The organism is Halalkalibacter okhensis (assembly GCF_000787375.1).
Classification (GTDB): Bacteria; Bacillota; Bacilli; order Bacillales; family Bacillaceae_D; genus Halalkalibacter; species Halalkalibacter okhensis.
In genome coordinates this window covers 14717-38928 of sequence record NZ_JRJU01000004.1, presented here as the reverse complement: position 1 = coordinate 38928, position 24212 = coordinate 14717, and the positions used below count along the sequence as shown (strand labels likewise).

The following is a 24212-nucleotide window of genomic DNA, read 5'->3' as shown; positions in this document are numbered from 1 at the left end:
GGGTGTTTCTAAAATTGGAAAAATTGTGAAGTCGTACTTTTTGACTATTTGCTCTTGCATGAATTTCCACTTTGTTGGTAAAATTGGTTTATAAAGTGTGCAGATAAATAGAAACTGTAAATGGGGGGATGGTGGAGATGAACAAAGTATTGAAACAAGACGCTTGTATGGAAAAAATAGAAGAGCTCCGAAAAAAGATGGTTGCAGCAGCTGGACAATACGGATTGAGTCATCCTATCGTTCTGCATTATAGTCAGGAGTTAGATCGTGCACACAACAAAGTCATGTTATTAGAGATGACAGGAACAAAAGACTGGGAACGTTCCTTATCCTTTTAAAAGAAATTTGGGCGAGCACGTGCCTTGAGGTTGAAAGTATTAACAGGTATACTTAATCGTAACAGCGATTAGGAGGGGTGTCATGATTACATTAACAGATGCAGCAGTAAGCCAAATTAAAGACATGATGGAAGCTGAAGGTGATCAAAGCTTGATGCTTCGTATCGGTGTAAAAGGTGGCGGCTGTAGCGGTCTTTCTTACGGAATGGGTTTTGATACAGAAAAGCATGAAGAAGATACATTGCTTACTATAAATGGTCTTTCTATTTTAGTTGATAAGGAAAGTGAGCCAATTATTAAAGGACTTGTTGTTGACTACAAGCAAAATATGATGGGTGGAGGATTTACGATCGATAATCCAAATGCCATCGCATCATGTGGATGTGGCACATCATTCCGTACAGCAACAAATGCAGGGACACCTGAAGATTGTTAATAAAAAAGATCTTCTTACTTTTGTAAGGAGGTCTTTTTTATATGAAAAAAAGAGACATTTGAATGCATAAGTTTTTTCGCTTTCGCTTACATTAATAGCGAGTAAAAGAGAAGTGAGTACAGCAAGAAGAAAAACATAATAATTTTGAAAAGTAGTTGAAAAATTGGTCGAAAAACCATATTATTAAAGATGGGTTTTGTGACTTTTTTCCGAATTTATTTTTTAATAACTAGCTATTATTCTATATTTGTTCGTGAAAAGAATCACAATGTTGTTTTTCGGGGGAAAATATAGTAAGAAAAATATTTAAGAAGATGGAAGTGATGAAGTTGAAAAAGCCAAATATCGTACTACTTGGCGCTGGTTATGCTGGAATGATCACAGCATCACGTTTAACAAAGCAACTAGGTCATAATGAAGCAAATATTACATTAGTTAATAAGCATGATTATCACTATCAAACAACTTGGTTACATGAACCAGCTGCTGGTACATTGTCTCCTGAACGTACACGTATGCCTATTAACAGCGTTTTAGATTTGAACAAAATTAAATTCGTGAAAGATAGTGTTGTGGAAATCAAGCGTGAAGAAAAGAAGGTCGTTCTTGAAAACGGCGAGCTTGAATTCGACTATCTTGTAGTTGGACTAGGTTCTGAAGCGGAAACATTTGGTGTTCCAGGAGTTCATGAACATGCGTTCAGTAAATGGACAGTAAATGGTGCTCGTGAAGTGAAAGAACATATTGAGTACATGTTTGCAAAGTATAATAATACTCCTGAGCCACAGGACGAGCTATTAACATTTATCGTAGCTGGTGCTGGTTTTACTGGTATTGAGTTTATTGGTGAATTATCAGAGCGCTTACCTGAACTATGTGCACATTATGATGTCCCTAAGGAAAAAGTGAAAATGTACGTAATTGAAGCGGCTCCGTCTGCTTTACCAGGATTTGACCCTGAGTTAGTTGAATATGCGATGAACCTTCTTGAGAGTCGCGGCGTTGAGTTTAAGATCAACTGTCCGATTAAAGAAGTGACTGAGTCAGGTGTAACACTTGCTAGTGGCGATGAGATCAAAGCAGGTACCGTTGTATGGGCTACTGGTGTTCGTGGAAGTTCTGTCATTGAAAAGTCAGGATTTGAAGCAATGCGTGGACGTATTAAAGTAGATTTAGACTTACGTGCGCCAGGTCATGAAAACATTTTTGTTATTGGTGACTGTGCTCTAATGATTAATGAAGAAATCAATCGTCCTTACCCACCAACAGCTCAAATTGCAATGCAAATGGCTGAAGTATGTGCTAACAACATTAAAGCACTTATAAAAGGTGACTCACTTAAAACATTTAAGCCAGACATCAAAGGAACAGTGGCTTCTCTTGGTGGAAAAGAGGCTATTGGTGTAGTGGGAACAAGAAAACTATTCGGTACATCTGCTAACTTTATGAAGAAGATGATTGATAACCGTTACTTATTCTTATTAGGTGGACCTGCCCTCGTGTTAAAACGCGGAAAGAATCCAATGTAATAAAGCAAAACCAAATGGCGAATGCATGAAATTGCATTCGTTTTTTTGTGTATAAAAAAGTGAGAATAGTTGAAAAATATAAAGAGAGGATGAGTTGTTTGCGCTTACATTAGCTCGTAAGATAATATAACAGAGTTTTAATATTGTAAAGATTCTGATAATATTTATTGATAAGACATACTTCAATTAGGGGGGGATACAGATGCAGCATTCATCTACGCAAACAGCTACAGAACAATGTCCTTATTGTGAAGGAGCAGGGTACTTTCAACTTCTCCTTGGTGGAAGTGAAACGTGTAATAAGTGTAATGGAGAAGGTCAAGAGCAATAGTGTTGAGTGACAAGAGAGGTTTTAATATCGTTTTTTAGATATTAAGATCACGATGTTGCTCTTTTTTTGCTTTATTATTGTCATTTCGATATTTGCCACAAAGATGTCAATACATTGAGTTGACTTCAAACCCTTGTGTTCAGTAAACTTAAAAAGAACATGGGGGTGCAAGCTGTGAATTTGCCGCAATTATTAATTTCAATGGTCCTTTTTCTAATATTGTTTTTTGGGATTGGATTTCTGTTAAATATGGTATTACGTTCTACATGGATCATGGCCTTTACCTATCCAATTATTGTGATATTAATTGTTGATAACGTTGGATTTTTTGATTATTTTACCGCGCCGGTTACCTCGTTTTCGATGTTAGGATCAGATTTGCTATCGTTACATTTTGTTGATATTTTAGTCCTAACGAGTGGCTTTATCGGTGCAATTATTGCTGGAATTGTCATTAAAATGCTCCGTGTAAGAGGGTATCAGATGTTTTAAAAAATGGTGATTCTAATGTGCAATCGCACATTAGTTCATTGCTTCGAGGCTATCTCAAAGGTCAAATAATTGACCTTGAGATAGCCTTTTATATTTCCGGATTATTTCTGTGGGTCAGATTTCTCTTTAGCAATCACATTAGTAAAGAGATTTGTTTTCTGAAAGTTTTAGCCAATTTTTTTGTATAAGTTTTTACTTCTCTGGGGATGCTGAATTCAAGAGAGGAGTGAAATTTTGTGCTAAGCATGAAAGCAGTTGGTCGTCGAGTGTTGATGAGCGGCCTATTTGTAGCAGCATTGTTTACAACATTTCAAACTTTTTCTGGTGTGAGTGCTGCTGAATTACAACATTGGATGATGAATAACTTGGAAAATGAACGTGAAGAGGTACTACATACAGCTAGGAATAATGGACACAAAGGGACGGCTGTAAGAGCGAGGTCCTTGCCAGCTGTAACAACGGAAGAACAATCGATGTCACAAGAAGTTGTAGAATCTGAACCTGTGTCGTTAGAGGAAGCGATTGATTGGTCTAAATATCCTTCTCATAAAGTTGTGGCAACAGGGTATACAGCAGGTTATGAATCAACAGGCAAAAATCCCGGAGATCCAAGTTATGGCATAACCTTCTCGGGCGTGCAAGTAAAACGTGACGTCTATTCCACGATTGCAGCAGACCCAAGTGTCTATCCGATTGGTACGGTTTTATTTATCCCAGGATATGGTTATGGGGTAGTAGCAGATACCGGATCGGCAATAAAGGGAAATCGAATTGATTTATATTATGAAACGGTAAGTGACGTTTTTAATCAATGGGGTAAGCAAGAAGTAGAAGTATTTGTTGTCAAAACAGGTGAGGGAAGCTTGTCGGAAGATGAGTTTAGGCAATTGAATGATGATGAAGCTGTCCAAGTGTTTCGTAATCAAATGTTTGATTAAATGATAAAAAAGACGTGTTAAACGACTTTCGTTCAGCACGTCTTTGTTTTGAATGATCAATTTGAATCGACATCAACCTCAAGCAAGGGATCAAGGCCATCATCTGCAGGCATAATAGAAGGGTGCAAGATGGCTGCTAATTTCTTTAAGCCAAGCAGAAGACGTGGTGATGGACGGCAATAGAGAGGTTCTTCTAATATATGTACTTGATTATTTAAAAGGGCATCTAAGTTTGGCCAATTGGGTCGCTTCCAAAGAAGTTCCGGTTTTACTTTGTCGGTTTGTACACCAACCCACGCTAGACAAATGTGATCAGGATAATGATCTGCCACAGTAGACCAATCAGTCTGAACACTTGCCTTCTCAACATGGCTGAAGACGTTCAATCCACCAGCTAGTCTGCTCATTTCAGTTAACCAATTTAATCCTCCTGGTGTAAAAACCGGCTTTGGCCACCATTCCCAGTACAAGCGAACGGGATCTACTTGTTGTGCTCTTTTTTCATACATATGTAGAAAGTTGTCATATACCTGAACTACCTTTTGAGCCTTTGCTTCTTTATTTGTCCGTTTTCCTAAATCGAGAAGGTTAATTTTAATATCCTCTAATGAGTTAGGGTTATATACAACATGCGGTATACCTCTTTTTTCTAATTGCTCTATATTCCGTTCCATTCCAGGTACGCTAAGGGAAGCAAGTACGAGATCAGGCTTTAATGCTTCTACGTCATCCATACGAATGGAAAGGTCAGGTCCAAGTCGTGGGAGGCTGTTGATTTCGTTTGGCCAATCTGAGTAATCGTCAATACCAACTAAATGGGAAGTAAGATCTAAGTAAGCCGCAAGCTCTGTATTGCTTGGGCAGATGGATATTATTCTCATCCTCGCACTCCTTTCTAATGAATAATCACATGCAAAAGTAAGGTTAGGAAAATTCCTAGCAAAGCACCGAAAAAAACTTCAATAGGTTGGTGACCTAGGAGCTCTTTTAATTCTTTTCTTTTTTCTGTTTCTTCTTTTTGAGGCCACGACTTTACTTCTGAAACAAGTTTATTAAAATCGGTGACAAGTTGATTGATGACCGTTGCATGGTAGCCAGCATGCCGCCTTACTCCAGTTGCGTCAAACATGACAATAATTCCAAATACAGCTGCGATGGCAAAGACGGAAGAATCAAGACCGAACTCCAAGGCGATAGCTGTTGATAAAGCTGTGACAGCAGCTGAATGAGAACTGGGCATTCCACCGGTACTTGTTAATAGGGACCATTCCCATTTCCTTGTTGCTATAAAAGCAAGTGGAACCTTGACAAATTGAGCAAATCCAATGGCAAACAATGCCGCCCATAACGGAAAGTTATTAAAAATCTCCATAAATAAGTCCTTTCTCCAACGAGATACTTAGTTCTATTCCTTACAGTTTTTCTATTCAAACTTTTATTCAGTTATTTTTTTTAGGATGTTTTGTTATCGCATACTTTGTTTTTTTTAGGTTACGTGCCCCATTTGCGTTCTGGCCACTTGTTATACGCAGGAGGTGCCGAGTCTTCTCGGCTGCGCCTGTGGGATCATGCCCTACCTTGAATCCCGCACAGATTCGAGTGATATCCCTCAAATTCATTACAAAACTATTTGATAGATATAATCTTTACGAAACAGCCTTACTAAAAGTGGATAGTAGCGTACTCGTTTCCTTGAATATACAGGGCTTTCTCAAAAAAGATTGCGTTTCTCATTATATCATAAAAAGAGGTGTAGTTAGGGGTAGTGTTCGTTAATAGACCAGATTTTATTGACCGTTATCATTTCGTTTATCGAAATAAGTGGAGCTTGCATGTATAATGAATATGAAGGAGTGATATACATGTTTAAAACGCTATCTGTATTCGATGGAAAAAATGATCTTGATGTACTAGTACTAGGAATGTATGAGGAAGCAGGATTGCATTCGGAAGTAGAGAAGATTGATAAGGACTTACATAACCAAATTTCCAAGCTAAAAAAATCAAAGAAAGCAGCCTTTGGAGAGAGAACAATCCTATATCCGATGGATCGAGTGAAAGCTGAAGCGATTTATGTAGTTGGTCTTGGGAAACAAGAAGATTCAACGACTGAATCAATTCGTGAAGCGTTGGCTAGTGCAAGTCAACAGTTAAGAAAAGACAAAGCCAGAAAGGTTGCTTTTCTTGTTGAAAGTTTTGTTAGTGAATCAGTTGATAAAAAGGATGCAGCTGTCTTAATCGGTGAGGCACTTGCTCTTGGTACCTATACGGTTTTAGATTATAAGGAAAAAACAAATGAAGTTGATGTTAGCATAGAGGAAGTTCTTTTATATGGTGAAGAGGAGGACCTACAGCAAGCTGCGCAAGTAGGCTATACATATGGGCAAGGAACCAATCTTGCCAGAAAGCTTGTAAATACACCTGGAAACTTAATGACACCGACAGACCTAGCGGATGAAGCAGTTACATTAGCTAAAAAACATGAATTTGAGTTTGAGATTCTTGAACGTAATGAAATGGAGAAGCTAGGGATGGGTGCGTTGCTTGCGGTAGCGGCGGGAAGCGATGAACCTCCAAAAATGATTGTCCTAAAATATACAGGAAATCCTCATTCAGATGAGCGTATCGGATTAGTTGGGAAAGGTTTAACGTTTGATTCTGGTGGTATCTCAATCAAGCCACGTGAAAATATGCATCAAATGAAAATGGATATGGGGGGAGCTGCAGCTGTACTTGGTGCGATGGATATTATCGGTTCAGTAAAACCGAATGTCAATGTCTTAGCTGTCATCCCGTCTTCAGAAAACCTTTTAAATGGATCGGCGCTAAAACCAGGAGATGTCATTACTTCATTAAGCGGCAAAACCATTGAAGTACGAAATACGGATGCAGAAGGACGTTTGATTTTAGCAGATGGAATGACGTATGCGAAACAGCTTGGTGCCACATCGCTCATTGATGTAGCAACACTGACAGGGGCTGTTTTAATTGCTCTTGGTGATTGCACAACAGGAGCAGTGACAAATAATGAAGAGTTAATGGAGGATGTTTTGGAGGCGTCTGTTGAAACCGGTGAATGGATTTGGCGCCTGCCAAACTACGCTCCATACAAAAAAATGCTTAAAACAAGTGACGTTGCTGATTTAAATAATGCACCAGGGCGCTTAGCAGGAAGTATTACAGCTGGTTTGTTTATCGGTGAATTTGCTGGAGATACACCTTGGGTTCACCTAGATATTGCAGGAACCGCATGGCAATCAAAGGCCTCTAATCTTGGACCTTTAGGTGGCACAGGAGCGATGGCCAGAACACTTGCTCAAGTAGTCATCAATAAAGAGGGTTAAGGCTGGGTCCTTCTTTTTACATGAGCAAAATGATATAAAGTTATGTTTTTTTGATGTGTAAAAATGAGACAAGAGTAGGGAGCGGTAAAAAAATAATGGTGCCCCTTTTCCCTAGTCTTGAGTAAGGAAAAGGACTAAAAATATAACTGGCCTTCTATGAGAACCCACTCATAGAAGGCTTTTTTCATATATTTGAGGTCAAGTATCACTTTTGGAGGAGATCAATAGATGGTGCCTAGTTGACGTTAGATTCGTCTTCAGTTTGAGATGTTTTCGCCCTTTAATTAGGAATATTAGCCTATACGGATGGAGCATTTAGGAATATACAAGCGTTGAATAGAGGATTAGGCTAGATGAGTGGTGTTAGCTAGGCAGAGGCTGAAATTTGCAATGTTAGGAAAGAACAAGCGTACATTTCACGTTTGAGATGGGAAGTTTCTTCCAGTATGATTATGGTACTTGGTTTTTTTGAACTATTTGATGTAATTTGATAATTCTGTAAAAGGAGGGAGATCACTCGTTGAAAGCATTGCGAACGCTAGATAGATGGATCGTCAAACTAGAAGAACATATCTTAAGCTATTCGATCATTTTAATAGCGATTATGGTAGTGGGCAATGTAATCAGTCGCGCTGTTGTCGGTTCAAGTTGGGCCTTTCATCAAGAAGTAAGTAGGTTTGCCGTCACAGTTGCTACTTTTATGGGGATTAGTTATGCCGCTAGAAAGGGCAGACATATTAGCATGTCGGCATTTTATGATTTAGCGCCATTTCCTATTCGAAAAGCACTTGCAATCTTTATACCGGCTTTAACAGCTGTTGTACTCTTTACGTTGTCTGTGTTTGCATACGGATACTTTATGTCCCTTGTTGAGTCAGGACGAGTCACGACAGCCATGCAAGTACCTGTGTACTTATTTGCCATGTTTATACCGGTTGGGCTTGTTCTTGGAGGTATTCAATTTTTACGCAATATGTGGGTGAATATTAAAGAAAAAGAAGTGTACTTAGCTCAAGAAAAGAAGGATTATTCATAACAATAATTAATATGAAGCTAGGAAACTAAATAAAGACTGCGAGGAAACTGAGAATGATAGCAACTATGTTAACGATTATGATCGTTTTGCTTATATTAGGGTTCCCGATGATGATTCCAATGATTGCAGCATCCATAGTCGTAGTACTTTTCTTTATGCCAAACGTTGACCCAATGTTTCTTGTACAACAGATGATGGAAGGAATATCATCTTACGTTCTACTAGCGGTTCCGCTGTTTATCTTTGCAGCTGACATTATGTCTACGGGAAAAACATCGAAACGGCTATTAGACTTTGTTGGAGCGTTTGTAGGGCATTTACGCGGGGGATATGCGATTACAACAGCTGCGGCGTGTACGTTATTTGGTTCCATTTCAGGTTCTACACAAGCTACCGTTGTTGCGATTGGTACGCCGATGCGAAAGCGGCTATTATCAGTCGGGTATAAAGACTCCAGTGCGATTGCGCTTATTATTAATGCGAGTGATATCGCATTACTCATTCCACCAAGTATTGGAATGATCATTTATGCACTAGCAGCACCAAGAGTATCTGTTGGTGATTTATTTATAGCAGGGATTGGTCCTGGACTTTTAATCTTTGCGATGTTTGCCATCTATAGCTACATTCATGCCAAAATTTATAACATCCCAAGAGCGAAGAAATATTCTTGGAAAGAACGTTGGAATGTAACAACTAAAGCGCTATTTCCTTTAGGATTTCCAGTTATTATAGTCGGTGGGATCTATTTTGGAATCTTTAGTCCAACCGAAGCAGCTGGAATTTCTGTGTTATATGCATTAATTTTAGAGCTTCTTATTTTTAGAACGATAAAAATTCCGGATGTTCCGCGAATTGCTTTATCGACGGGCCTTGTTACGTCAGCGGTCTTCATTTTAGTTGCGGCGGGGCAAGCTTTTTCATGGCTTATCTCATATGCTAGAATTCCGCAAATGCTGACAGAGACCGTTTTAGGATCGGATCCAACAGCATTGCAAGTCTTGTTGATCGTAGCCATCTTTTTCTTTATCGGCTGTATGTTTGTCGATCCGATTGTTGTGATCTTAATCTTAACGCCGATTTTTTATCCAGCGGCGATGTCTGCAGGAGTAGACCCCATTCATTTAGGGATTGTGATTGTATTCCAAGCGGCTCTAGGATCCGCCACCCCGCCATTTGGGGTTGATATCTTTACCGCTAGTGCGGTATTTAACAAATCGTATTTGGATGTCATTAAAGGGACACCACCGTATATTGTGATGCTTCTAATCGCGTCGGTGCTAATTATACTATTTGAGGAAATCTCACTGTTCTTGCTGTAGTACATACAGAATTAGGTTGAGACATTCCTACTAAATAGATTACAAAAAAACAGGGGGTATTTGATGCTTTTTAAAAAAAGAGGATGGAAATCATTTGCTGTAGCAGGAGCATTAACATTGGCTTTAGCTGCTTGTGGTAGTGAAGATGCAGGAACAGACGGAGGCACAGTTGATGAAGGTGCCGGAGATGACGGTGCTGCCGTTGATTCGGGTGAAACGTATAACTGGCAGTTTGTAACCGAAGAAGTACAAGGTCAAGTTCAATATGAGTATGCAGCAGAATTTGCTGAATTAATTAACGAGAAATCGGATGGACAAATTAACATTGACGTATTTGAGTTTGGTCAACTTGGTAGTGAAGTGGATCAGGTTGAGCAACTTCAAAATGGAATCGTGGAATTCGCCATCGTTTCTCCTGGATTTACAGGTGGAATGGTAGCAGAAGGTCAAGTGTTTGCATTACAATTCTTGTTCCCAGATGATCAAGAAGTAACACAAGAAATTTTAAACACAAGTGAAGCGTTAAATACACAATTAGCTGGTATGTATGAGGCTCATAACATTAAGCCATTAGCTTTCTTCACTGAAGGTGCAATGCAATGGACAGGAAGCAACCAACTGCGTACACCGGCAGATTTTGAAAACTTTAAAATGCGTACACAAGAGTCGCCATTAATCATGGAATCTTACCGTGCTTATGGTGCAGATCCATCTCCACTTAGCTGGTCTGAATTGTATACTTCACTTGATCGTGGAGTCGTAGACGGACAAGAAAACCCAATCTTCTTTATTGAAGATGCGTCATTTCATGAAGTACAAGATCATATGACGATTTCAAACCATAACAATTATGTTGCGATGACTACAGTAAACCCAGATTTTTATAACGGTTTACCAGAAGACATTCGTGCATTAATTGATGAAACGGTAGAAGAAATGCAGCCAAGAGTATTTGAAATGCAAGCGGAAATGAACGAAGCGTTATTAGAGTCAATTGAAAATGATACAGCTAACCCTACAGAAGTATACGAGTTAACAGAAGAAGAACGTGAAGCGTTCCGTGAGCTAGCGATGCCAGTTCGTGACTTCTTCCGCGATGAAGTTGTTGGTGATGAAGGCCGCGAAATGCTAGAGTTACTTGAAGAAGAAATTGCTGCACAGCAATAATGAGTAAACGAAAAGACTGTTGAGTGCCATAACTCAACAGTCTTTTTTGTGCTCTATTCAGGGAGATTAGCATTAAAGCTAAAAAAGAACTCTTGAGGAAGAGATTAAAAAAGTCCATTTTAGTAAATTTGAGAAAACAGAATGGCTCCACACGTTGCGTGCCTGCTACGAGAAACATGAGCCTCCTAAAGTCGGCTGCCGGTGCAAAGCAAGTTTGCACCGGCAGCCGACTTTAGGAGGCTTAAAACAAAGCAACGGTTCCGTTTATTGCTTCAAGGCCTTTTTCTAAAAAGCCCAAATGTGAAAAAATGGAATGAAGAGATTGACTGTACTTTTGTATTAGTGTACTATTTAATTAATACAGTAATACTGATAATAAATAAGGAGGTCATTAAATGACTGCTTGGGTACGTTTATTAAAAAAAGAAATGAGATTAGGGATGGCCGCTTTGTTAGGTCCGATCATTGCATTTTTCATTGCATTGGCCATTGCGGCGTATTTCGGTTCGCGTTATAACGTGGTATGGGAATCGTTTTTGGGAGTCGCTTTAGTTTTATCCGGACTTCTAGTATTTTATTTAATTTATTACATGCTTAATAGCTTGCATATGGAAAGGAAAAAACTCCATTTGTGGCTTCATAGTACAATGCCTGGTTATGGACTGCTTTTAGCAAAATTAACAGCAGGGTTGTTATCGATGCTTTTGACGCTTCTTATTACAGGTTCGACTTTATTAATCGCCGTTAATCGATCTGAAAGTATTTCGGAGCAATTGCAGATGATAGATATAACAAATCTAGGGTTATTGGCAGGGACTCACCTTCTTTTGCTCGCCATTAGTTTTGGGGTATACGCTATTTTCTATTGGATGATTTACTTATTATTTACTAGTTATTTAGGATCCTTTTTAAGCTTTTTAGCGACTTTAGCTATTTTCATTGGAACCTCTTTTGCATATAGCTGGTTTAAAATGACTGAACTCTATGATGTATTAACAAATTGGGGTGAGGTGCACCTTACAGGTATAACAGAGAGTATAAATATATCAACGAATTTAGAAACAGGGACAGAAGTGAAAACGGATGTAGGAAATATTAGTTTTTATTTTGGTGCTTACGTATTTGAGGCATTTGTCGTTGTCGCCTTATTTGCTGCCGCCAGTTGGATGTTAGATCGAAAAGTAGAGGTGTAAGATATGACAGATATGTTCCAATCATCACAACCTATTTATAGCCAACTTGCTGAAAGGATAAAAAAACAAATTCTACGCGGTGAATTGAAACCAGGAGATAAGCTCCCGTCTGTACGCGATATGGGAATTCAAGCGAGCGTCAATCCAAATACGGTACAACGAACATACCGTGAGTTAGAAGGGATGAGGATTGTGGAAACGAAACGAGGTCAAGGAACGTTTGTTACAGACAACGACCAAATCTTACATGAAATGAGAGAGAAGCTTAAGGAAGTGGAGATTTCGACGTTTGTTAAAGGCATGCACGAGATGGGGTATGTTAATGATGAAATCGAAGAAGGTTTGAAAGCATATTTAAAAATTGGCAAGGCGGTGGACTTCAGTGATTAATCTTAATGGAGTGACGAAAAGGTTTATGAATAAAGTAGCATTAAAGGATGTAGATCTTGAGTTAACAAAAGGAAAAATAATCGGACTTGTCGGTGAAAATGGGAGCGGGAAATCAACGACATTAAAATTAATTGCTGGTTTGGCTCATCCATCAAAAGGGACGATTACGGTTAATGGAATAAAAGTCGATCGAATTGCTAAGCAAGTGTCGTATCTCTCAGAGTTAGATGAATATTATAGCTTTTATAACGTTGGCCAAACGATAGATTTCTATGCATCACAATTCGCTGATTTTAATGCTGAAAAAGCGGAAGAAATTCGCATGTTCATGAACTTGGATCGAAATGCTAAACTTAAGCATCTTTCTAAAGGGAATCGTGGGAGGTTAAAAATCGTATTAACTCTCTCAAGAGATGTACCGGTCATATTAATGGATGAACCACTGTCAGGTCTTGATCCAATGGTGCGTGACTCGATTGTCAAAGGACTCATTTCCTTTATCAATTTAGAACGCCAAGTTGTGCTAATCACTACACATGAGATAAAAGAAATCGAAGCGATACTTGATGAAGTTATATTAATTAAAAATGGAAACATTCTTGGCCATAAAAACGTAGAACAGCTTCGAATCGAAGAAAACATAGGAATCGTAGAATGGATGAAAAAGATATCAGGATAGAGTTTAGGGTGTCTTAAGATTCCTTGAGCAAGAGGTAACGATTGCGTTCTTCAGGCTGTTAAGAACGGTCGGCTGTGTGCACCGTGGCGCGCAGCGAAGCCTAAGGTTGTGTAAGTCTTTAAAAGGAGCGTCTCCTGGCGCTTTTAAAGGACTTGCACAGGGCTTGAAAAGGTAACTGGGGGTGTCTCTAAAGGGTAAAGCAGGAGGGCGCTGAAAAAGGTCAAAATTGTACCTTTTTCAGCGCCCTAAAGCAGACCTTTTGAGACGCCCTTTTTGTAGGTTCTATGTTGATGCTTTATTTCTTTACTAAATGAAAGGACAACTGTTGACAATATAGTGAGATAATGATAGTTTAAGTGAGTGCTTTAATATATTAGTGATTTAATAAGGTAAAGGATTTGAGAGAAATGAATGCAGTTTTAATAGCAGTTCTTATTATGTTACTTCTGAGTCTAGTCCGTGTGCATGTCGTAATCGCTTTGGCAATTGGTGCTTTAACGGGAGGGATACTTGGAGGATTAGGTTTTTCACAAACCGTGGATGTGTTTACTGATGGTTTGGGGGGAAGTGCACCGGTAGCTATAAGTTACGCACTCCTTGGGGCGTTTGCTGTTGCGATTGCCCGCACTGGTTTGCCAGATGTCATGGTGACATGGGTGATAAAGCTTGTTGGGAGAAATGAAGATTCAAGAAAAAAAGCTCTATCAAAAGCACTTATTTTCTTCTTATTAGTCGTTGTTTCTTGTTTTTCTCAAAATGTGGTCCCAATTCACATCGCTTTTATTCCGATACTTATTCCACCTATTTTAAAAATATTAAATGAATTAGGTGTGGATCGCCGTGCGATTGCTACAATCTTAACATTTGGGTTAACGGCCCCCTATATTTTCTTACCGTATGGATTTGGGTTAATCTTTCATGGGATTGTCGCAGATAATATGGAGGAAAATGGGCTAGTTGTTGCTCTTTCTGATATACCTACGGCGATGGCTCTTCCTACGATGGGACTAGTAGCAGGATTGCTTATTGCTATTTTGGTTACTTACCGGAAGACTAGAAACTATGAGGACCGTAATATTGTCGGTGCGCCTTTAGAGGAGCAAGTTTTTACTAAGTGGTCTGTTATCGCAGCTATCATCGCAATTATTGCAACACTAATTGTCCAGCAATTATCGGATTCCATGATTATTGCTGCTCTTGCGGGTCTTGTTGTATTGCTTGTTAGCGGATCGCTAAAGTGGAAGGAGGCAGATCAAGTCGTCACGGAAGGAATGAAGATGATGGCATTTATTTCTTTTGTTATGCTTGCTGCTTCTGGGTTCGCAGCGGTCATTCGTGAAACGGGTCATGTCGACTTACTCGTAACTCAAGCTGCCAATATCGTTGGAGAAAGTCAAGCGGCTGCGGCGTTATTAATGCTTATTATTGGTTTGTTTATCACTATGGGTATTGGCTCTTCCTTTGCAACGATCCCAATTATTGCAACGTTATTTGTCCCGCTTGGTATGGCTGCTGGATTCTCTCCATTAGCTATTATCGCACTAATCGGTACAGCGGGCGCACTAGGAGATGCCGGAGCACCTGCATCAGATAGTACGCTAGGACCAACGGCCGGCTTAAACGCAGATGGTCAACACAATCACATCTGGGACACATGTGTACCAACGTTTCTCCACTTTAACATCCCGCTATTTATCTTCGGCTGGATTGCAGCAATGGTGTTATAGATTTAATGGGAGGTTTTCGCTTTTTCTATTAAATCGAAGCATGGAGCGGCGCCGTCGTAAGTTTTTGAGCCGTTAGGAGTGGGTTTCTCCTAGAGGCGCACGACAAGCGGAGCCAATGCACATGAGGGTGGCAGTGTTTTTAGGAAAGAGCGTCAATTGAAGCTATCGTAATAGGATTTTTTAATAAAAAGCTAGAATGAAATCATATTGATTTCACTCTAGCTTTTTTTGTCTACCAAAATGGAGAGGAAGCAGAAAGAACAGTAGTCAAAGCAGGTTGTTGACGACCTAAATAGAGTAGAAGCGAAAAGAACGGAAGCCAAAGGAAGGGGTTGACTACCGAACACGAGAGGAAGCAGAAAGAACGGTAGTCAAAGCAGGGTGTTGACGACCGAAAACGAGAGGAAGCAGAAAGACCGGTAGTCAAAGGAAGGGGGTGACGACCGAAAACGAGAGGAAGCAGAAAGACCGGTAGCCAAAGCAGGGTGTTGACTACCGAAATAGAGTAGAAGCGAAAAGAACGGAAGCCAAAGGAAGGGGTTGACGACCGAAAACGAGAGGAAGCAGAAAGACTGGTAGTCAAAGGAAGGGGTTGACTACCGAAAACGAGAGGAAGCAGAAAGAACGGTAGTCAAAGGAAGGGTTTGTCTACCGAACACGAGAGGAAGCAGAAAGACAGGTAGCCAAAGCAGGGTGTTGACTACCGAAAACGAGCGAAAGCGAAAAGAACGGTAGCCAAAGTAGGGTGTTGTCTTCCGAAAAAGAGCGAAAATGAAAAGAACGATAGTCAAAGAAGAGGTTGTCTCCCCCAAAAAAAGTGCAGAAATTAACAGTAGTCAAAAAGAACACCCCCAGGGGAAAAAATGATTATTTTTTCAAAAAAACCGAAACTTTCTCTTTGCTTTTTTCGTCTAATAAAGTAGAGAAAAAAGAGGCGGGATAAATGCAATGAAAAGGTCAATTGCTATTCTCATATGTATTTGTTTGTTCGTTGCGGGATGCCACAAAGAGACGATCAATGAGGAGGAGGTTTTGTCCTCGTTTGAAGAATTTCTAGCTGATGTCCAAGAATTATTTGCTTATCATACATATGAAGAGGAACTATATTATAATGAAAAATATCATTCCGAGGATGAGATTCAACAGTTGTTAGGTAGATTTATGACTGAGGATGGAATGGAGCAGTTAATAGATGATATATATGTTCAGAACAAAGAACGTTATGTTTATCAAGAGGCATTTCAATCTTATTTGAACAAGGAAGGGTCTACGGATTCTTCTTATTATGAAGTAACAAGACAAACTGTTTTTAACCCAGGCTTACGCATGATTATGGATGATGATCTTCAAATCTATGAATCTGAAGGAGTAATTAAATTAAAAGCTGAACAAGTTCCGGTGCAGTTTTATGCTGAAAATAGTATGTATGGTCACAGTCAATTTGGGGAACTTGGTTATCCATCTGTAGACTATTTATCGTTGCACGTATCAATGGTTGAAGATGAAGATACTTACCGAATACAGAGGATTGAGGTAACATCATAATCATAGAAGTAACCCTATCTAGGGATAAATAAGAGGGCACTGAAACTTTCAGTGCCCTCTAAATCTGTATAAAACCAAGTTATTCAAATCAATCCTTATGCCACTTGATTAGGAAAAGTATGACGACCTCGTCTTTTGTTCACGGTATGGTAAATCCGTGAAGAGAGAACGGCAGCAAAGAATGTTAAGATTAGATCTTTGACTGCTGGTGCAGCCATCCAAGCCCATACTACTTGGTAGCTAACAGCCTCAAGGCCAGCCAAAAATTGAAAAGCAAAGTACATATAATGAGTACCGATTACATAGTTAATAATAAGACCGACAAAACAAGCCACCATAAAAGTAGTAATCGTCTTTTTCTTGCTTTTTTCAACGATGAGTCCTGTGACAAACGCAACTAGGATAAAAGAAAGGAGAAAGCCGAATGTTGGACTAACGAATGTTCGTAATCCACCTGAAAATTGAGAGAAAACTGGAAATCCGACAAGGCCAACAAGTAAATAGACTGTCATTGCTAGTGAGCCCATCCGACTACCAAGCAAGGCACCAGCTAAGATTGCAAAAAGCGTTTGCATCGTGATAGGAACAGAGCCTATTACAAGAAAAGATGTTAAATTAGCGCCGATAGCCATTAATGCTGCAAACATGGCAACTAGAACTAGATCAACAGTGTGTATTTTAGGTTTTGTAGTGGACATTTGTTCACCTCGATTGATTTATTAGTTAACATTAGGATAATAAGTACGAAAAGGATTGTCAACATTTTTTTGTGTTAAGTTAACAAACCGGAAGAGTGCAATTTTTTTATAAAATGTCTATAATATTACTAGAGTGTTAGAGAGCAGAAGGGGGTTTTTGGTTATGGTCGAACGACCTGCTGGATTTTGGGTTCGTTTAGGGGCGAATATTCTTGATGTGATCGTTGTTTCAGGAACAATTTATATTCTCGCTGCCCTTTTTGGGTTAACCCAGGATACTAGAGAAGTTGTTGATGGAATAGGGAATTTACTGTATTCCTTGCTTCTCCCTGTATTGTGGTACGGCTATACGGTTGGGAAACGATTGTTAGGAATTCGCATTGTGAAGCTAGATGGTAGTAAAGTAGGTTTTGGGACGATGCTGTTGCGAGTTGTCGTTGCGGGATTTGTATATGCGATTACGCTAATGATTGCTGCGATTGTGAGTGCGTTCATGGTAGCGTTTCGAAAAGACAAGCGAAGCATTCACGATATGTTAGCCAAAACGTATGTTACGTACGAGAAGCCATCTGAGGCAAATCCGTATCAAGAATCGTAAAAATGAATAAAAAAGGTCTGATCTATTGCGTATGCAAAAGATCAGACCTTTTTCTTTTGAGCCTTTTTTGGCATGTTTATTTCACTGATTCTTTTAATTGCTTTCCTGCTTTGAATGCTGGTGTTTTTGTTGCGGCAATATCAATTTCCTCACCTGTTTGTGGGTTACGTCCTTTTCTTGCCGCTCTTTCGCGGACCTCAAAGTTACCAAAACCAATGAGTTGGACTGTTTCCCCTTTAGACAATGACTCCTCAATTAATTCAAAAACTGCATTGACAGCGCTCCCGGCATCTTTTTTGGATAGTTGTGTACGTTCAGCAACAGCTTGTACAAGTTCCGTTTTATTCATTCCCTGTCATCTCCTCGTTCATTTAAATTCACCGTGCATTCTGATACCATCATCTCCAATTTTGAAAATTATATACATTATTTTGCGATCATTTTTTATTTTATAAACGATGTCTTTGTCTATTTTGTTTTTGTAAGTATAATGTTGCGTTAATTTCACCGCCGATAACGAGACTGACTCCAGTGAGAAAGAACCATAACATGAGAATGATTACCCCACCAAGGCTGCCATATGTTGCTGTGAAATTACCAAAGTTGCTTACATAAGTGGCGAATAAAGCGGAGATGACTTGCCAACTTACTGTGGCAGATACGGCTCCTATAATCACTTGCTTAAAAGCTAACTTCACGTTCGGAGCAATGGAATAGACAACCATTAGTACAAACGTCATCAATCCGATTCCGATAATCCAACGTAATTTATTCAAAATTTGAGCTGTTTCATGAGGAAGAAAGAAATATTCCTCGAGCGCATGGATAATCACATTACCAAAAACAGGCATTAATAAGGTGACAACAATAACGGCAATCATAGCAATTGTTAATAAAATCGAGAGAATTCGAAGCTTAACAAAATTTCTTGTCTCTTCAATATTATAGGAACGATTCACAGCGCGAATTAAGGCATTGACTCCGTTAGATGCGGACCAAATGGTTGCTAGTACCCCGAAAGAGACGAGACCGCCTTGGGGTTCACGAATTACTTCTAAAATCGTTGTTGAAAACAGTTCATCAAGGCCTTCTGGTACATAATCATTAATAAATGAATAGATCGTATCAAGATCAAAATGAAAATACGGAATAAGTGCTAACAGGAAAATAAGCAATGGGAAAATAGATAGCATAAAATAATAAGCAAGTGTGGCAGACCAATCCGGAATAGGATCTGTTTTTAGCTTGTGAAAAAATAGGGAATGAAAAGAGTTCTTCTGCATCTTCTGCTCCTTTATCCGTTTTATTATTGTATAATCCCCCTCTTTAAGCAGATTGAAACTCGTGTATAATGAAAAGGACAAAATGACACGGTCACAAACGAGAAGTGTTTACTGAAAGGGGTGTTATCTTGACTTTTCAAGCTAAAGAACCCAAATTTCTCTGGATTCTTTTATTTATTTTAACGATTACTTATGCCTATGCGCTTGAATCCACAATATGGACAAATGTTGCCTATGGTGTTTCTTTTCTCTTTTTTGCGGCTTTGACCATGAGTTATCGTTTAGAAGTGCTTGAGGATAGGTTCATTCATGTTGTTCAAGTATTCGGTTTTTCTATCAAGAAGCGAATCATCCATCCATATGAAGTAGACAAATTGACTATTATTCATTTAGGTCAAAAAGCGATTATCCTTCTTCATCTGAAAAGAGGAATTAGGCTTAAGTTACAGCGTTTCTCTCCACAAGGGCTAGAAGAGAAAGTGCTGCAATTTGCTAAGGGTCATCATATTAAAGTCGAAAATGTTAATCCAAGTCAAGGAAGAAAAAGGTCTAACTAATTGTAGTTAGGCCTTTGTTATATTGGTCATGAGTGTTGTTGATGGGGAAATATTTGCTTTTAATACTTCTTCCATAAAAGATAAGGCTTGGTCATTTGTTTTGGTTGTGTTGGATGCTACGCAATCAGATGGAATCAACACCTGATAATCCCGCATATAAGCGTCATTTGCCGTGAATTGTACACACATATTCCCGGCTACCCCTGTAAGGATAAGGGTATTGACCTTTAAGTGAGTAAGCAACAGTTCTAAAGGAGTAGCAAAAAAACCAGAATACGTAGGCTTGAGGATAAAGTAGTCATCATCATCAGGCTTCATTATTTTAGCAAGCGGTTTGCCGCGAACATCTCCTTTTAGACAATGAGAGACAAGGTGCCTGAAGTCTGATTGCCATTTCCCGTAATTGTCATTAACATAGACAACAGGGATTCCTGCCTTTTTTAATACGTGTTTTAATATGGCAATCTTCTTTGCGGACTCGAGGGCATAAGGTAGTAATTGATAGCCACTTGGAAATTCAAGGTCATTAATCATATCAATAATGAGTAAAGCATAACGTGGTGCAGATGGTGTCATGTTTTTTGGAAGCCCCCCTAATAACGGAATGAAGAAGCACTTTTATGTAGATGATAGCACTTTAGAAAAAAATGTTCGAATAATATGAAAAAAAGGTGATTCGTTACAGCTGTTCGGTATGTTATGATAAACCAAATGATTAGATAACATACGCGTAATGATCACAAAGGAGTTAGAGAAGAAATGAATGAAAAAGCATTGGAAGTTTTGCAAATCATTGAAGGAGATGGCCGAGTATCAATCCAAACTCTTGCCAAAATGGTTGATGCGACAGAAAAAGAAGTGAAAGAAATTTTAAAAAAGTTAGAAGATGAAAAGGTCATTTTAAGTTATTCTGCTGTTATTGATTGGAGTAAGGTTGAGAAACAAGAGGGAGTAACAGCTGTGATCGATGTAAAAGTCACACCGCAGCGTGGAGTTGGCTTTGATGAAGTAGCGGAGCGAATCTATCGCTTTCCAGAAGTGAAAGCATTGTACTTAATGTCTGGTGCTTATGATCTTTCTGTTGTCATTGAAGGAAAAACAATGTCTGAAATTGCTCGCTTTGTTTCAGAAAAACTGTCTACGATTGATACCGTTATTTCTACAACAACTCATTTCCAATTGAAAAAATATAAGCATGATGGGGTTGTCTTTGATCAAGGAGAAGAAGACCATCGAATTGTGGTGACTCCGTAATGTCAAACGTAAAAACTAACTCGCGATTATCGCATCGTGTTCAACAGATTAAACCGTCTGGAATTCGACGGTTCTTTGATTTAGCGTCGAAAATGGATAACATTATTTCACTTGGGGTAGGGGAGCCTGATTTTGTTACCCCTTGGAATGTCCGTGAAGCGAGCATCTCGTCCCTTGAACGAGGCTTCACCGCCTATTCTGCGAATGCGGGAATCATCGAACTGAGAAGAGAAATTTCTTCTTATATGACAAAGCGCTTTTCGGTTCAATATGATCCGGAAAGTGAAATATTAGTGACAGTTGGAGCGAGTGAAGCCATTGACATAGGGATGCGGGCGATTCTTAATGAAGGCGATGAAGTCATTATCGTTGAACCGAGTTTTGTCTCTTATGTCCCGCTTGTTCAAATGGCTGGTGGAGTACCAATTTCAGTTGGAACAAATAATGAAGATAACTTCAAAGTGTCAGCAAAACAAATTGAGGCTGCGATTACCGATCGAACAAAGGCACTTATGCTATGTTTTCCTAATAATCCAACTGGGGCGACAATGAATCGAGAAGAGATGCTAGAAATAGCGTTACTTGCCGAAAAGCATGATTTGCTTGTATTTTCTGATGAAATCTATGCAGAACTAAGCTATGATGAATGTCACGTTAGCTTTGCATCACTTCCGAATATGAAGGAGCGGACCATATTAATTTCAGGGTTCTCTAAATCCTTCGCCATGACAGGATGGAGACTTGGCTTTGTATTAGCTCCTGAGGATTTACTTGCTGCGATGCTCAAGCTTCATCAATATAGCTTAATGTGTGCACCTACAATGGCACAATACGGAGCATTAGAAGCGCTCAAGAGTGGCATGGATGATTTAGAACGGATGAAGCAGTCGTATAAGCAACGTCGAAATTATGTGGTGAAATCATTTAAGGAGATTGGCTTATCTTGTCATATGCCAGGGGGAGCGTTCTATGCGTTCCCTTCCATTGAAAAGACAGGGCTAACATCTGAACAATTTGCAGAAAAGCTTTTACTAGAAGAACGAGTTGCTGTCGTTCCTGGCCATGTATTTGGTGCTGGGGGAGAAGGACATATTCGCTGTTCGTATGCGACTTCGATGGATAATTTAGAGCAATCCGTTGAACGAATGGAACGATTGCTGAAAAAGATAACATAAAAAAGGGGCAAGAGCTTAAGCTCTTGCCTTAATTCGTAGGGGGAATACGATTGTAATATCCATTATGGACATCGTATAGAATTTTATACATAATAGTCAGAAAAATGTTACGTTTGTTTTTCGTAGGGAAAAAAGGTAAGATTTTCACATAATCATTTAAACAAGAAGAGGGCGGTTCATTTGTTAGTCGAAGTGCGAAAAGAGAATCCGTTAATCCATTGTATGACGAATGTGGTGGTGACCAATTTTACTGCGAATGGTTTGTTGGCACTGGGTGCTTCGCCAGTGATGGCTTATGCAAAAGAAGAAGTAGCAGATTTGGCTAGTGTCGCTGGAGCACTATTATTAAATATCGGTACGCTTTCAAAAGAGCAGATCGATCAAATGATTGTTGCAGGACAAGCAGCCAATCGGGCTGGAGTTCCCGTTGTACTGGATCCAGTTGGAGCAGGGGCAACGGCCTTTCGAACAGAAAGTAGTCAAAGAATTTTGGACCAAGTAAATATTTCTGTATTGAGAGGGAACGCTGGAGAGATCGCTTCTCTAGTTGGAGTTGAAGCAAAGGTCAAAGGCGTCGATGGAAATATGGAAGGCGATAAATTGGCTTTAGCAAAACGTGCAGCCAAACAATTTCAGTGTGTATGTGTGGTTACTGGTGAAGTGGATGTTGTAACAGATGGAATCTCTGCTCACTCGATTCATAATGGCCATGCTTGGATGACAAAAGTAGTAGGAACCGGTTGCCTGTTAGGTGGAGTGATTGCTGCCTTTATTGCCGTGACTCCAAACGATTGTCTTGGAGCGACAACGAGTGCGGTGACCTATTATGGAATTGCAGGAGAGCGAGCATATGAAAAAACAAGTGGTCTTGGAATAGGTGCATTTCAACAAGCTTTTCTAAACGAACTTCAGCTAGTAACGGATCAACAAATCGAACAATTGAAAAAGACTGAAACGCTTTAACATAGAAAGAGGGAAAAAGATGAGCGAAACATTTTCATTTGATGTATTACCTAATTTTTTGGAAAATGCATTGAAAGATCAAGGTGTTACTGAACCAACTGATATTCAAGCAAAAATGATCCCAGAAGCACTTGAAGGACAAAGCTTAATCGCTCGTTCGCAAACAGGAACGGGAAAGACACTAGCCTTTTTGTTACCTGCACTGGCAAAGATTGAAAAGGAAAAAAAGGGCATGCAAGTCGTTGTACTTGCACCAACTCAGGAGCTTGCTATGCAAGTGCATGAAGTGGCCAAAAGCTTGACAAAGGAAGAGCCAATTGAAATTGGTGCATTTATTGGCGGGGCGAATATTAAGCGCCAAGTTGAAAAGTTAAAAAAACAAAAGCCGCAACTAGCAATTGGAACTCCAGGTAGGTTGCTAGAGCTGATTGAAATGAAAAAATTGAAGCTGCATGAAGTAAAAGTCGTTGCAGTTGATGAAGCCGACCGAATGATGGCAGAGCGTCCATCATGGGAAGCGACCATGCAGATTGCCAAACGTGCAGGAAGAGAAACTCAATTTTTATTTGTTTCTGCTACGATTCCAAAAGACTTTTCCGAACAAGTCGCTGATGCAGCTCCGTTTGTTGTCGAAATTGAAGCAGAGGGTGGACTTCTCCATACAGATCAGGTAAACCATCTCTTCCTTCGAGTAGATACAAGGGACAAAATTGACACGGCTAGGCGTTTAATTCATGCTGAAAACATTGAAAAAGGGATTGTTTTTGTTAATCAATTAGAAAAATTAGCGGAAACAGCTGAAAAGTTCTCTTATAAAGGAATTAAGGCGTTGGCCTTGTCTTCAGACCAAGGGAAGCAAGAAAGAGAGCATGCCCTTCAGTCTTTCCGTAAAGGAGATACACATATTCTTGTCGCAACAGACGTAGCGGCACGTGGATTAGATGTTGAGGATGTGACTCATATTATTCAACTCGACCCACCAGCCAATTCGGATAGCTATTTGCACCGAGCTGGACGAACTGGACGAATGGGTAAGAAGGGAACGGTCATTACATTAATTGATCGACCAAATGAATATAAATTAAATAAGTACAAACGTGATTTGAAAATTGAGTTAGAAGAGCGCTATCTTGCAAGAGGGCAGTTACAGACAAAATAATGATGAAGCGCTAGATATTTGTTCTAGCGCTTTTTTTGCATTAGACAACTTAGGGGAT

Annotated in this window: 27 protein-coding genes; 21 read left to right on the top strand and 6 right to left on the bottom strand. The window is 39.5% G+C overall.

The window, feature by feature from the left end; all coding sequences use genetic code 11:
* Positions 1 to 137: 137 nt before the first annotated feature.
* The 6 genes from LQ50_RS04500 (at position 138) to spsC (ending at position 4064) form a co-directional block, all read left to right on the top strand.
* Complete coding sequence (locus LQ50_RS04500) at positions 138 to 338, top strand: aspartyl-phosphate phosphatase Spo0E family protein (RefSeq protein WP_034626583.1); 201 nt, start codon at positions 138 to 140, stop codon at positions 336 to 338.
* 82 nt (positions 339 to 420) lie between these two features.
* Complete coding sequence (locus tag LQ50_RS04495) at positions 421 to 774, top strand: HesB/IscA family protein (RefSeq protein WP_034626581.1); 354 nt, start codon at positions 421 to 423, stop codon at positions 772 to 774.
* A 314-nt stretch (positions 775 to 1088) separates the two neighbouring features.
* Positions 1089 to 2303 carry an NAD(P)/FAD-dependent oxidoreductase gene (locus LQ50_RS04490; protein ID WP_034626579.1) on the top strand — a complete coding sequence of 405 codons (1215 nt, stop codon included), beginning with the start codon at positions 1089 to 1091 and terminating at the stop codon, positions 2301 to 2303.
* Positions 2304 to 2505: 202 nt separating this feature from the next.
* Positions 2506 to 2634 (top strand): YuiA family protein, encoded by a 129-nt coding sequence (locus tag LQ50_RS25320; RefSeq protein WP_161784652.1) that lies wholly within the window; start codon positions 2506 to 2508, stop codon positions 2632 to 2634.
* 174 nt (positions 2635 to 2808) lie between these two features.
* Positions 2809 to 3126 (top strand): YuiB family protein, encoded by a 318-nt coding sequence (locus tag LQ50_RS04485; RefSeq protein ID WP_202595352.1) that lies wholly within the window; start codon positions 2809 to 2811, stop codon positions 3124 to 3126.
* A gap of 245 nt (positions 3127 to 3371) precedes the next feature.
* On the top strand, positions 3372 to 4064 hold the full coding sequence (spsC, locus tag LQ50_RS04480) for a stationary phase survival protein SpsC (protein WP_034626840.1): 693 nt from the start codon (positions 3372 to 3374) through the stop codon (positions 4062 to 4064).
* Between the two features lie 56 nt (positions 4065 to 4120).
* Here the strand turns inward: spsC and LQ50_RS04475 are convergent, their stop codons facing one another.
* Positions 4121 to 4945 (bottom strand): cobalamin-binding protein, encoded by an 825-nt coding sequence (locus tag LQ50_RS04475; RefSeq protein ID WP_034626577.1) that lies wholly within the window; start codon positions 4943 to 4945, stop codon positions 4121 to 4123.
* Between the two features lie 14 nt (positions 4946 to 4959).
* A complete protein-coding gene (locus tag LQ50_RS04470) occupies positions 4960 to 5436 on the bottom strand; it encodes a divergent PAP2 family protein (protein ID WP_034626575.1) in 477 nt (158 codons plus the stop codon).
* Between the two features lie 490 nt (positions 5437 to 5926).
* Between LQ50_RS04470 and LQ50_RS04465 the strand changes: the two genes are divergently transcribed.
* From LQ50_RS04465 to LQ50_RS04425, 9 genes are all read left to right on the top strand, one after another.
* Positions 5927 to 7408 carry a leucyl aminopeptidase gene (locus LQ50_RS04465; RefSeq protein ID WP_034626573.1) on the top strand — a complete coding sequence of 494 codons (1482 nt, stop codon included), beginning with the start codon at positions 5927 to 5929 and terminating at the stop codon, positions 7406 to 7408.
* Positions 7409 to 7928: 520 nt separating this feature from the next.
* Positions 7929 to 8444 carry a TRAP transporter small permease gene (locus LQ50_RS04460; protein ID WP_034626571.1) on the top strand — a complete coding sequence of 172 codons (516 nt, stop codon included), beginning with the start codon at positions 7929 to 7931 and terminating at the stop codon, positions 8442 to 8444.
* A gap of 53 nt (positions 8445 to 8497) precedes the next feature.
* Entirely contained in the window at positions 8498 to 9766 is a 1269-nt protein-coding gene (locus LQ50_RS04455) for a TRAP transporter large permease (protein WP_034626570.1), read from the top strand.
* A gap of 63 nt (positions 9767 to 9829) precedes the next feature.
* Complete coding sequence (locus LQ50_RS04450; protein ID WP_034626568.1) at positions 9830 to 10933, top strand: TRAP transporter substrate-binding protein; 1104 nt, start codon at positions 9830 to 9832, stop codon at positions 10931 to 10933.
* A 395-nt stretch (positions 10934 to 11328) separates the two neighbouring features.
* Positions 11329 to 12126: a hypothetical protein gene (locus tag LQ50_RS04445; RefSeq protein ID WP_034626566.1), complete on the top strand. Its 798-nt coding sequence runs from the start codon at positions 11329 to 11331 to the stop codon at positions 12124 to 12126.
* Between the two features lie 3 nt (positions 12127 to 12129).
* Entirely contained in the window at positions 12130 to 12516 is a 387-nt protein-coding gene (locus tag LQ50_RS04440; RefSeq protein WP_034626565.1) for a GntR family transcriptional regulator, read from the top strand.
* Entirely contained in the window at positions 12509 to 13195 is a 687-nt protein-coding gene (locus tag LQ50_RS04435; protein WP_034626563.1) for an ABC transporter ATP-binding protein, read from the top strand. The genes LQ50_RS04440 and LQ50_RS04435 overlap by 8 nt, the downstream gene beginning before the upstream one ends.
* A 407-nt stretch (positions 13196 to 13602) precedes the next feature.
* Entirely contained in the window at positions 13603 to 14922 is a 1320-nt protein-coding gene (locus LQ50_RS04430) for a Na+/H+ antiporter family protein (protein ID WP_034626561.1), read from the top strand.
* Between the two features lie 1032 nt (positions 14923 to 15954).
* Complete coding sequence (locus LQ50_RS04425) at positions 15955 to 16467, top strand: hypothetical protein (protein ID WP_034626560.1); 513 nt, start codon at positions 15955 to 15957, stop codon at positions 16465 to 16467.
* Between the two features lie 95 nt (positions 16468 to 16562).
* Here LQ50_RS04425 and LQ50_RS04420 read toward each other — a convergent pair whose 3' ends face one another.
* Positions 16563 to 17165: a biotin transporter BioY gene (locus LQ50_RS04420; RefSeq protein WP_034626558.1), complete on the bottom strand. Its 603-nt coding sequence runs from the start codon at positions 17163 to 17165 to the stop codon at positions 16563 to 16565.
* A 163-nt stretch (positions 17166 to 17328) separates the two neighbouring features.
* Here LQ50_RS04420 and LQ50_RS04415 point away from each other — a divergent pair, with 163 nt between their 5' ends.
* A complete protein-coding gene (locus LQ50_RS04415; protein ID WP_034626556.1) occupies positions 17329 to 17763 on the top strand; it encodes an RDD family protein in 435 nt (144 codons plus the stop codon).
* A gap of 76 nt (positions 17764 to 17839) precedes the next feature.
* On the opposite strand, the gene hbs is transcribed toward LQ50_RS04415, so the two are convergent.
* Together hbs and LQ50_RS04405 are read right to left on the bottom strand one after the other, a co-directional pair.
* Complete coding sequence (gene hbs, locus LQ50_RS04410; RefSeq protein ID WP_034626555.1) at positions 17840 to 18112, bottom strand: non-specific DNA-binding protein Hbs; 273 nt, start codon at positions 18110 to 18112, stop codon at positions 17840 to 17842.
* Positions 18113 to 18212: 100 nt separating this feature from the next.
* Complete coding sequence (locus LQ50_RS04405; RefSeq protein ID WP_034626554.1) at positions 18213 to 19046, bottom strand: YihY/virulence factor BrkB family protein; 834 nt, start codon at positions 19044 to 19046, stop codon at positions 18213 to 18215.
* A gap of 128 nt (positions 19047 to 19174) precedes the next feature.
* Between LQ50_RS04405 and LQ50_RS04400 the strand changes: the two genes are divergently transcribed.
* On the top strand, positions 19175 to 19603 hold the full coding sequence (locus tag LQ50_RS04400) for a hypothetical protein (RefSeq protein WP_034626552.1): 429 nt from the start codon (positions 19175 to 19177) through the stop codon (positions 19601 to 19603).
* A gap of 6 nt (positions 19604 to 19609) precedes the next feature.
* Here the strand turns inward: LQ50_RS04400 and LQ50_RS04395 are convergent, their stop codons facing one another.
* Positions 19610 to 20179: a cysteine hydrolase family protein gene (locus LQ50_RS04395; RefSeq protein WP_034626551.1), complete on the bottom strand. Its 570-nt coding sequence runs from the start codon at positions 20177 to 20179 to the stop codon at positions 19610 to 19612.
* A 183-nt stretch (positions 20180 to 20362) separates the two neighbouring features.
* Here LQ50_RS04395 and LQ50_RS04390 point away from each other — a divergent pair, with 183 nt between their 5' ends.
* The 4 genes from LQ50_RS04390 to LQ50_RS04375 all read left to right on the top strand — a co-directional run bounded on the left by LQ50_RS04390 (position 20363) and on the right by LQ50_RS04375 (position 24154).
* On the top strand, positions 20363 to 20857 hold the full coding sequence (locus LQ50_RS04390; RefSeq protein WP_034626549.1) for an Lrp/AsnC family transcriptional regulator: 495 nt from the start codon (positions 20363 to 20365) through the stop codon (positions 20855 to 20857).
* The gene (locus tag LQ50_RS04385) at positions 20857 to 22032 is read left to right on the top strand and encodes an aminotransferase (RefSeq protein ID WP_034626548.1); all 1176 of its coding nucleotides are present in this window, start codon (positions 20857 to 20859) and stop codon (positions 22030 to 22032) included. Before LQ50_RS04390 ends, LQ50_RS04385 begins: the two co-directional genes overlap by 1 nt.
* 180 nt (positions 22033 to 22212) lie before the next feature.
* Entirely contained in the window at positions 22213 to 22995 is a 783-nt protein-coding gene (gene thiM / locus LQ50_RS04380; RefSeq protein WP_034626547.1) for a hydroxyethylthiazole kinase, read from the top strand.
* A gap of 19 nt (positions 22996 to 23014) precedes the next feature.
* A complete protein-coding gene (locus LQ50_RS04375; protein WP_034626545.1) occupies positions 23015 to 24154 on the top strand; it encodes a DEAD/DEAH box helicase in 1140 nt (379 codons plus the stop codon).
* The last annotated feature ends 58 nt before the right edge of the window (positions 24155 to 24212 follow it).

Coding starts and splice junctions, on each gene's coding strand:
- LQ50_RS04500 (WP_034626583.1), top strand. CDS start 138: ATGAACAAAGTATTGAAACAAGACGCTTGTATGGAAAAAATAGAAGAG.
- LQ50_RS04390 (WP_034626549.1), top strand. CDS start 20,363: ATGAATGAAAAAGCATTGGAAGTTTTGCAAATCATTGAAGGAGATGGC.
- LQ50_RS04445 (WP_034626566.1), top strand. CDS start 11,329: ATGACTGCTTGGGTACGTTTATTAAAAAAAGAAATGAGATTAGGGATG.
- LQ50_RS04375 (WP_034626545.1), top strand. CDS start 23,015: ATGAGCGAAACATTTTCATTTGATGTATTACCTAATTTTTTGGAAAAT.
- LQ50_RS04470 (WP_034626575.1), bottom strand. CDS start 5,436: ATGGAGATTTTTAATAACTTTCCGTTATGGGCGGCATTGTTTGCCATT.
- LQ50_RS04490 (WP_034626579.1), top strand. CDS start 1,089: ATGGAAGTGATGAAGTTGAAAAAGCCAAATATCGTACTACTTGGCGCT.
- spsC (WP_034626840.1), top strand. CDS start 3,372: ATGAAAGCAGTTGGTCGTCGAGTGTTGATGAGCGGCCTATTTGTAGCA.
- LQ50_RS04385 (WP_034626548.1), top strand. CDS start 20,857: ATGTCAAACGTAAAAACTAACTCGCGATTATCGCATCGTGTTCAACAG.
- LQ50_RS04495 (WP_034626581.1), top strand. CDS start 421: ATGATTACATTAACAGATGCAGCAGTAAGCCAAATTAAAGACATGATG.
- LQ50_RS25320 (WP_161784652.1), top strand. CDS start 2,506: ATGCAGCATTCATCTACGCAAACAGCTACAGAACAATGTCCTTATTGT.
- LQ50_RS04465 (WP_034626573.1), top strand. CDS start 5,927: ATGTTTAAAACGCTATCTGTATTCGATGGAAAAAATGATCTTGATGTA.
- LQ50_RS04395 (WP_034626551.1), bottom strand. CDS start 20,179: ATGACACCATCTGCACCACGTTATGCTTTACTCATTATTGATATGATT.
- LQ50_RS04420 (WP_034626558.1), bottom strand. CDS start 17,165: ATGTCCACTACAAAACCTAAAATACACACTGTTGATCTAGTTCTAGTT.
- LQ50_RS04455 (WP_034626570.1), top strand. CDS start 8,498: ATGATAGCAACTATGTTAACGATTATGATCGTTTTGCTTATATTAGGG.
- LQ50_RS04430 (WP_034626561.1), top strand. CDS start 13,603: ATGAATGCAGTTTTAATAGCAGTTCTTATTATGTTACTTCTGAGTCTA.
- LQ50_RS04440 (WP_034626565.1), top strand. CDS start 12,130: ATGACAGATATGTTCCAATCATCACAACCTATTTATAGCCAACTTGCT.
- LQ50_RS04415 (WP_034626556.1), top strand. CDS start 17,329: ATGGTCGAACGACCTGCTGGATTTTGGGTTCGTTTAGGGGCGAATATT.
- LQ50_RS04405 (WP_034626554.1), bottom strand. CDS start 19,046: ATGCAGAAGAACTCTTTTCATTCCCTATTTTTTCACAAGCTAAAAACA.
- LQ50_RS04475 (WP_034626577.1), bottom strand. CDS start 4,945: ATGAGAATAATATCCATCTGCCCAAGCAATACAGAGCTTGCGGCTTAC.
- LQ50_RS04450 (WP_034626568.1), top strand. CDS start 9,830: ATGCTTTTTAAAAAAAGAGGATGGAAATCATTTGCTGTAGCAGGAGCA.
- hbs (WP_034626555.1), bottom strand. CDS start 18,112: ATGAATAAAACGGAACTTGTACAAGCTGTTGCTGAACGTACACAACTA.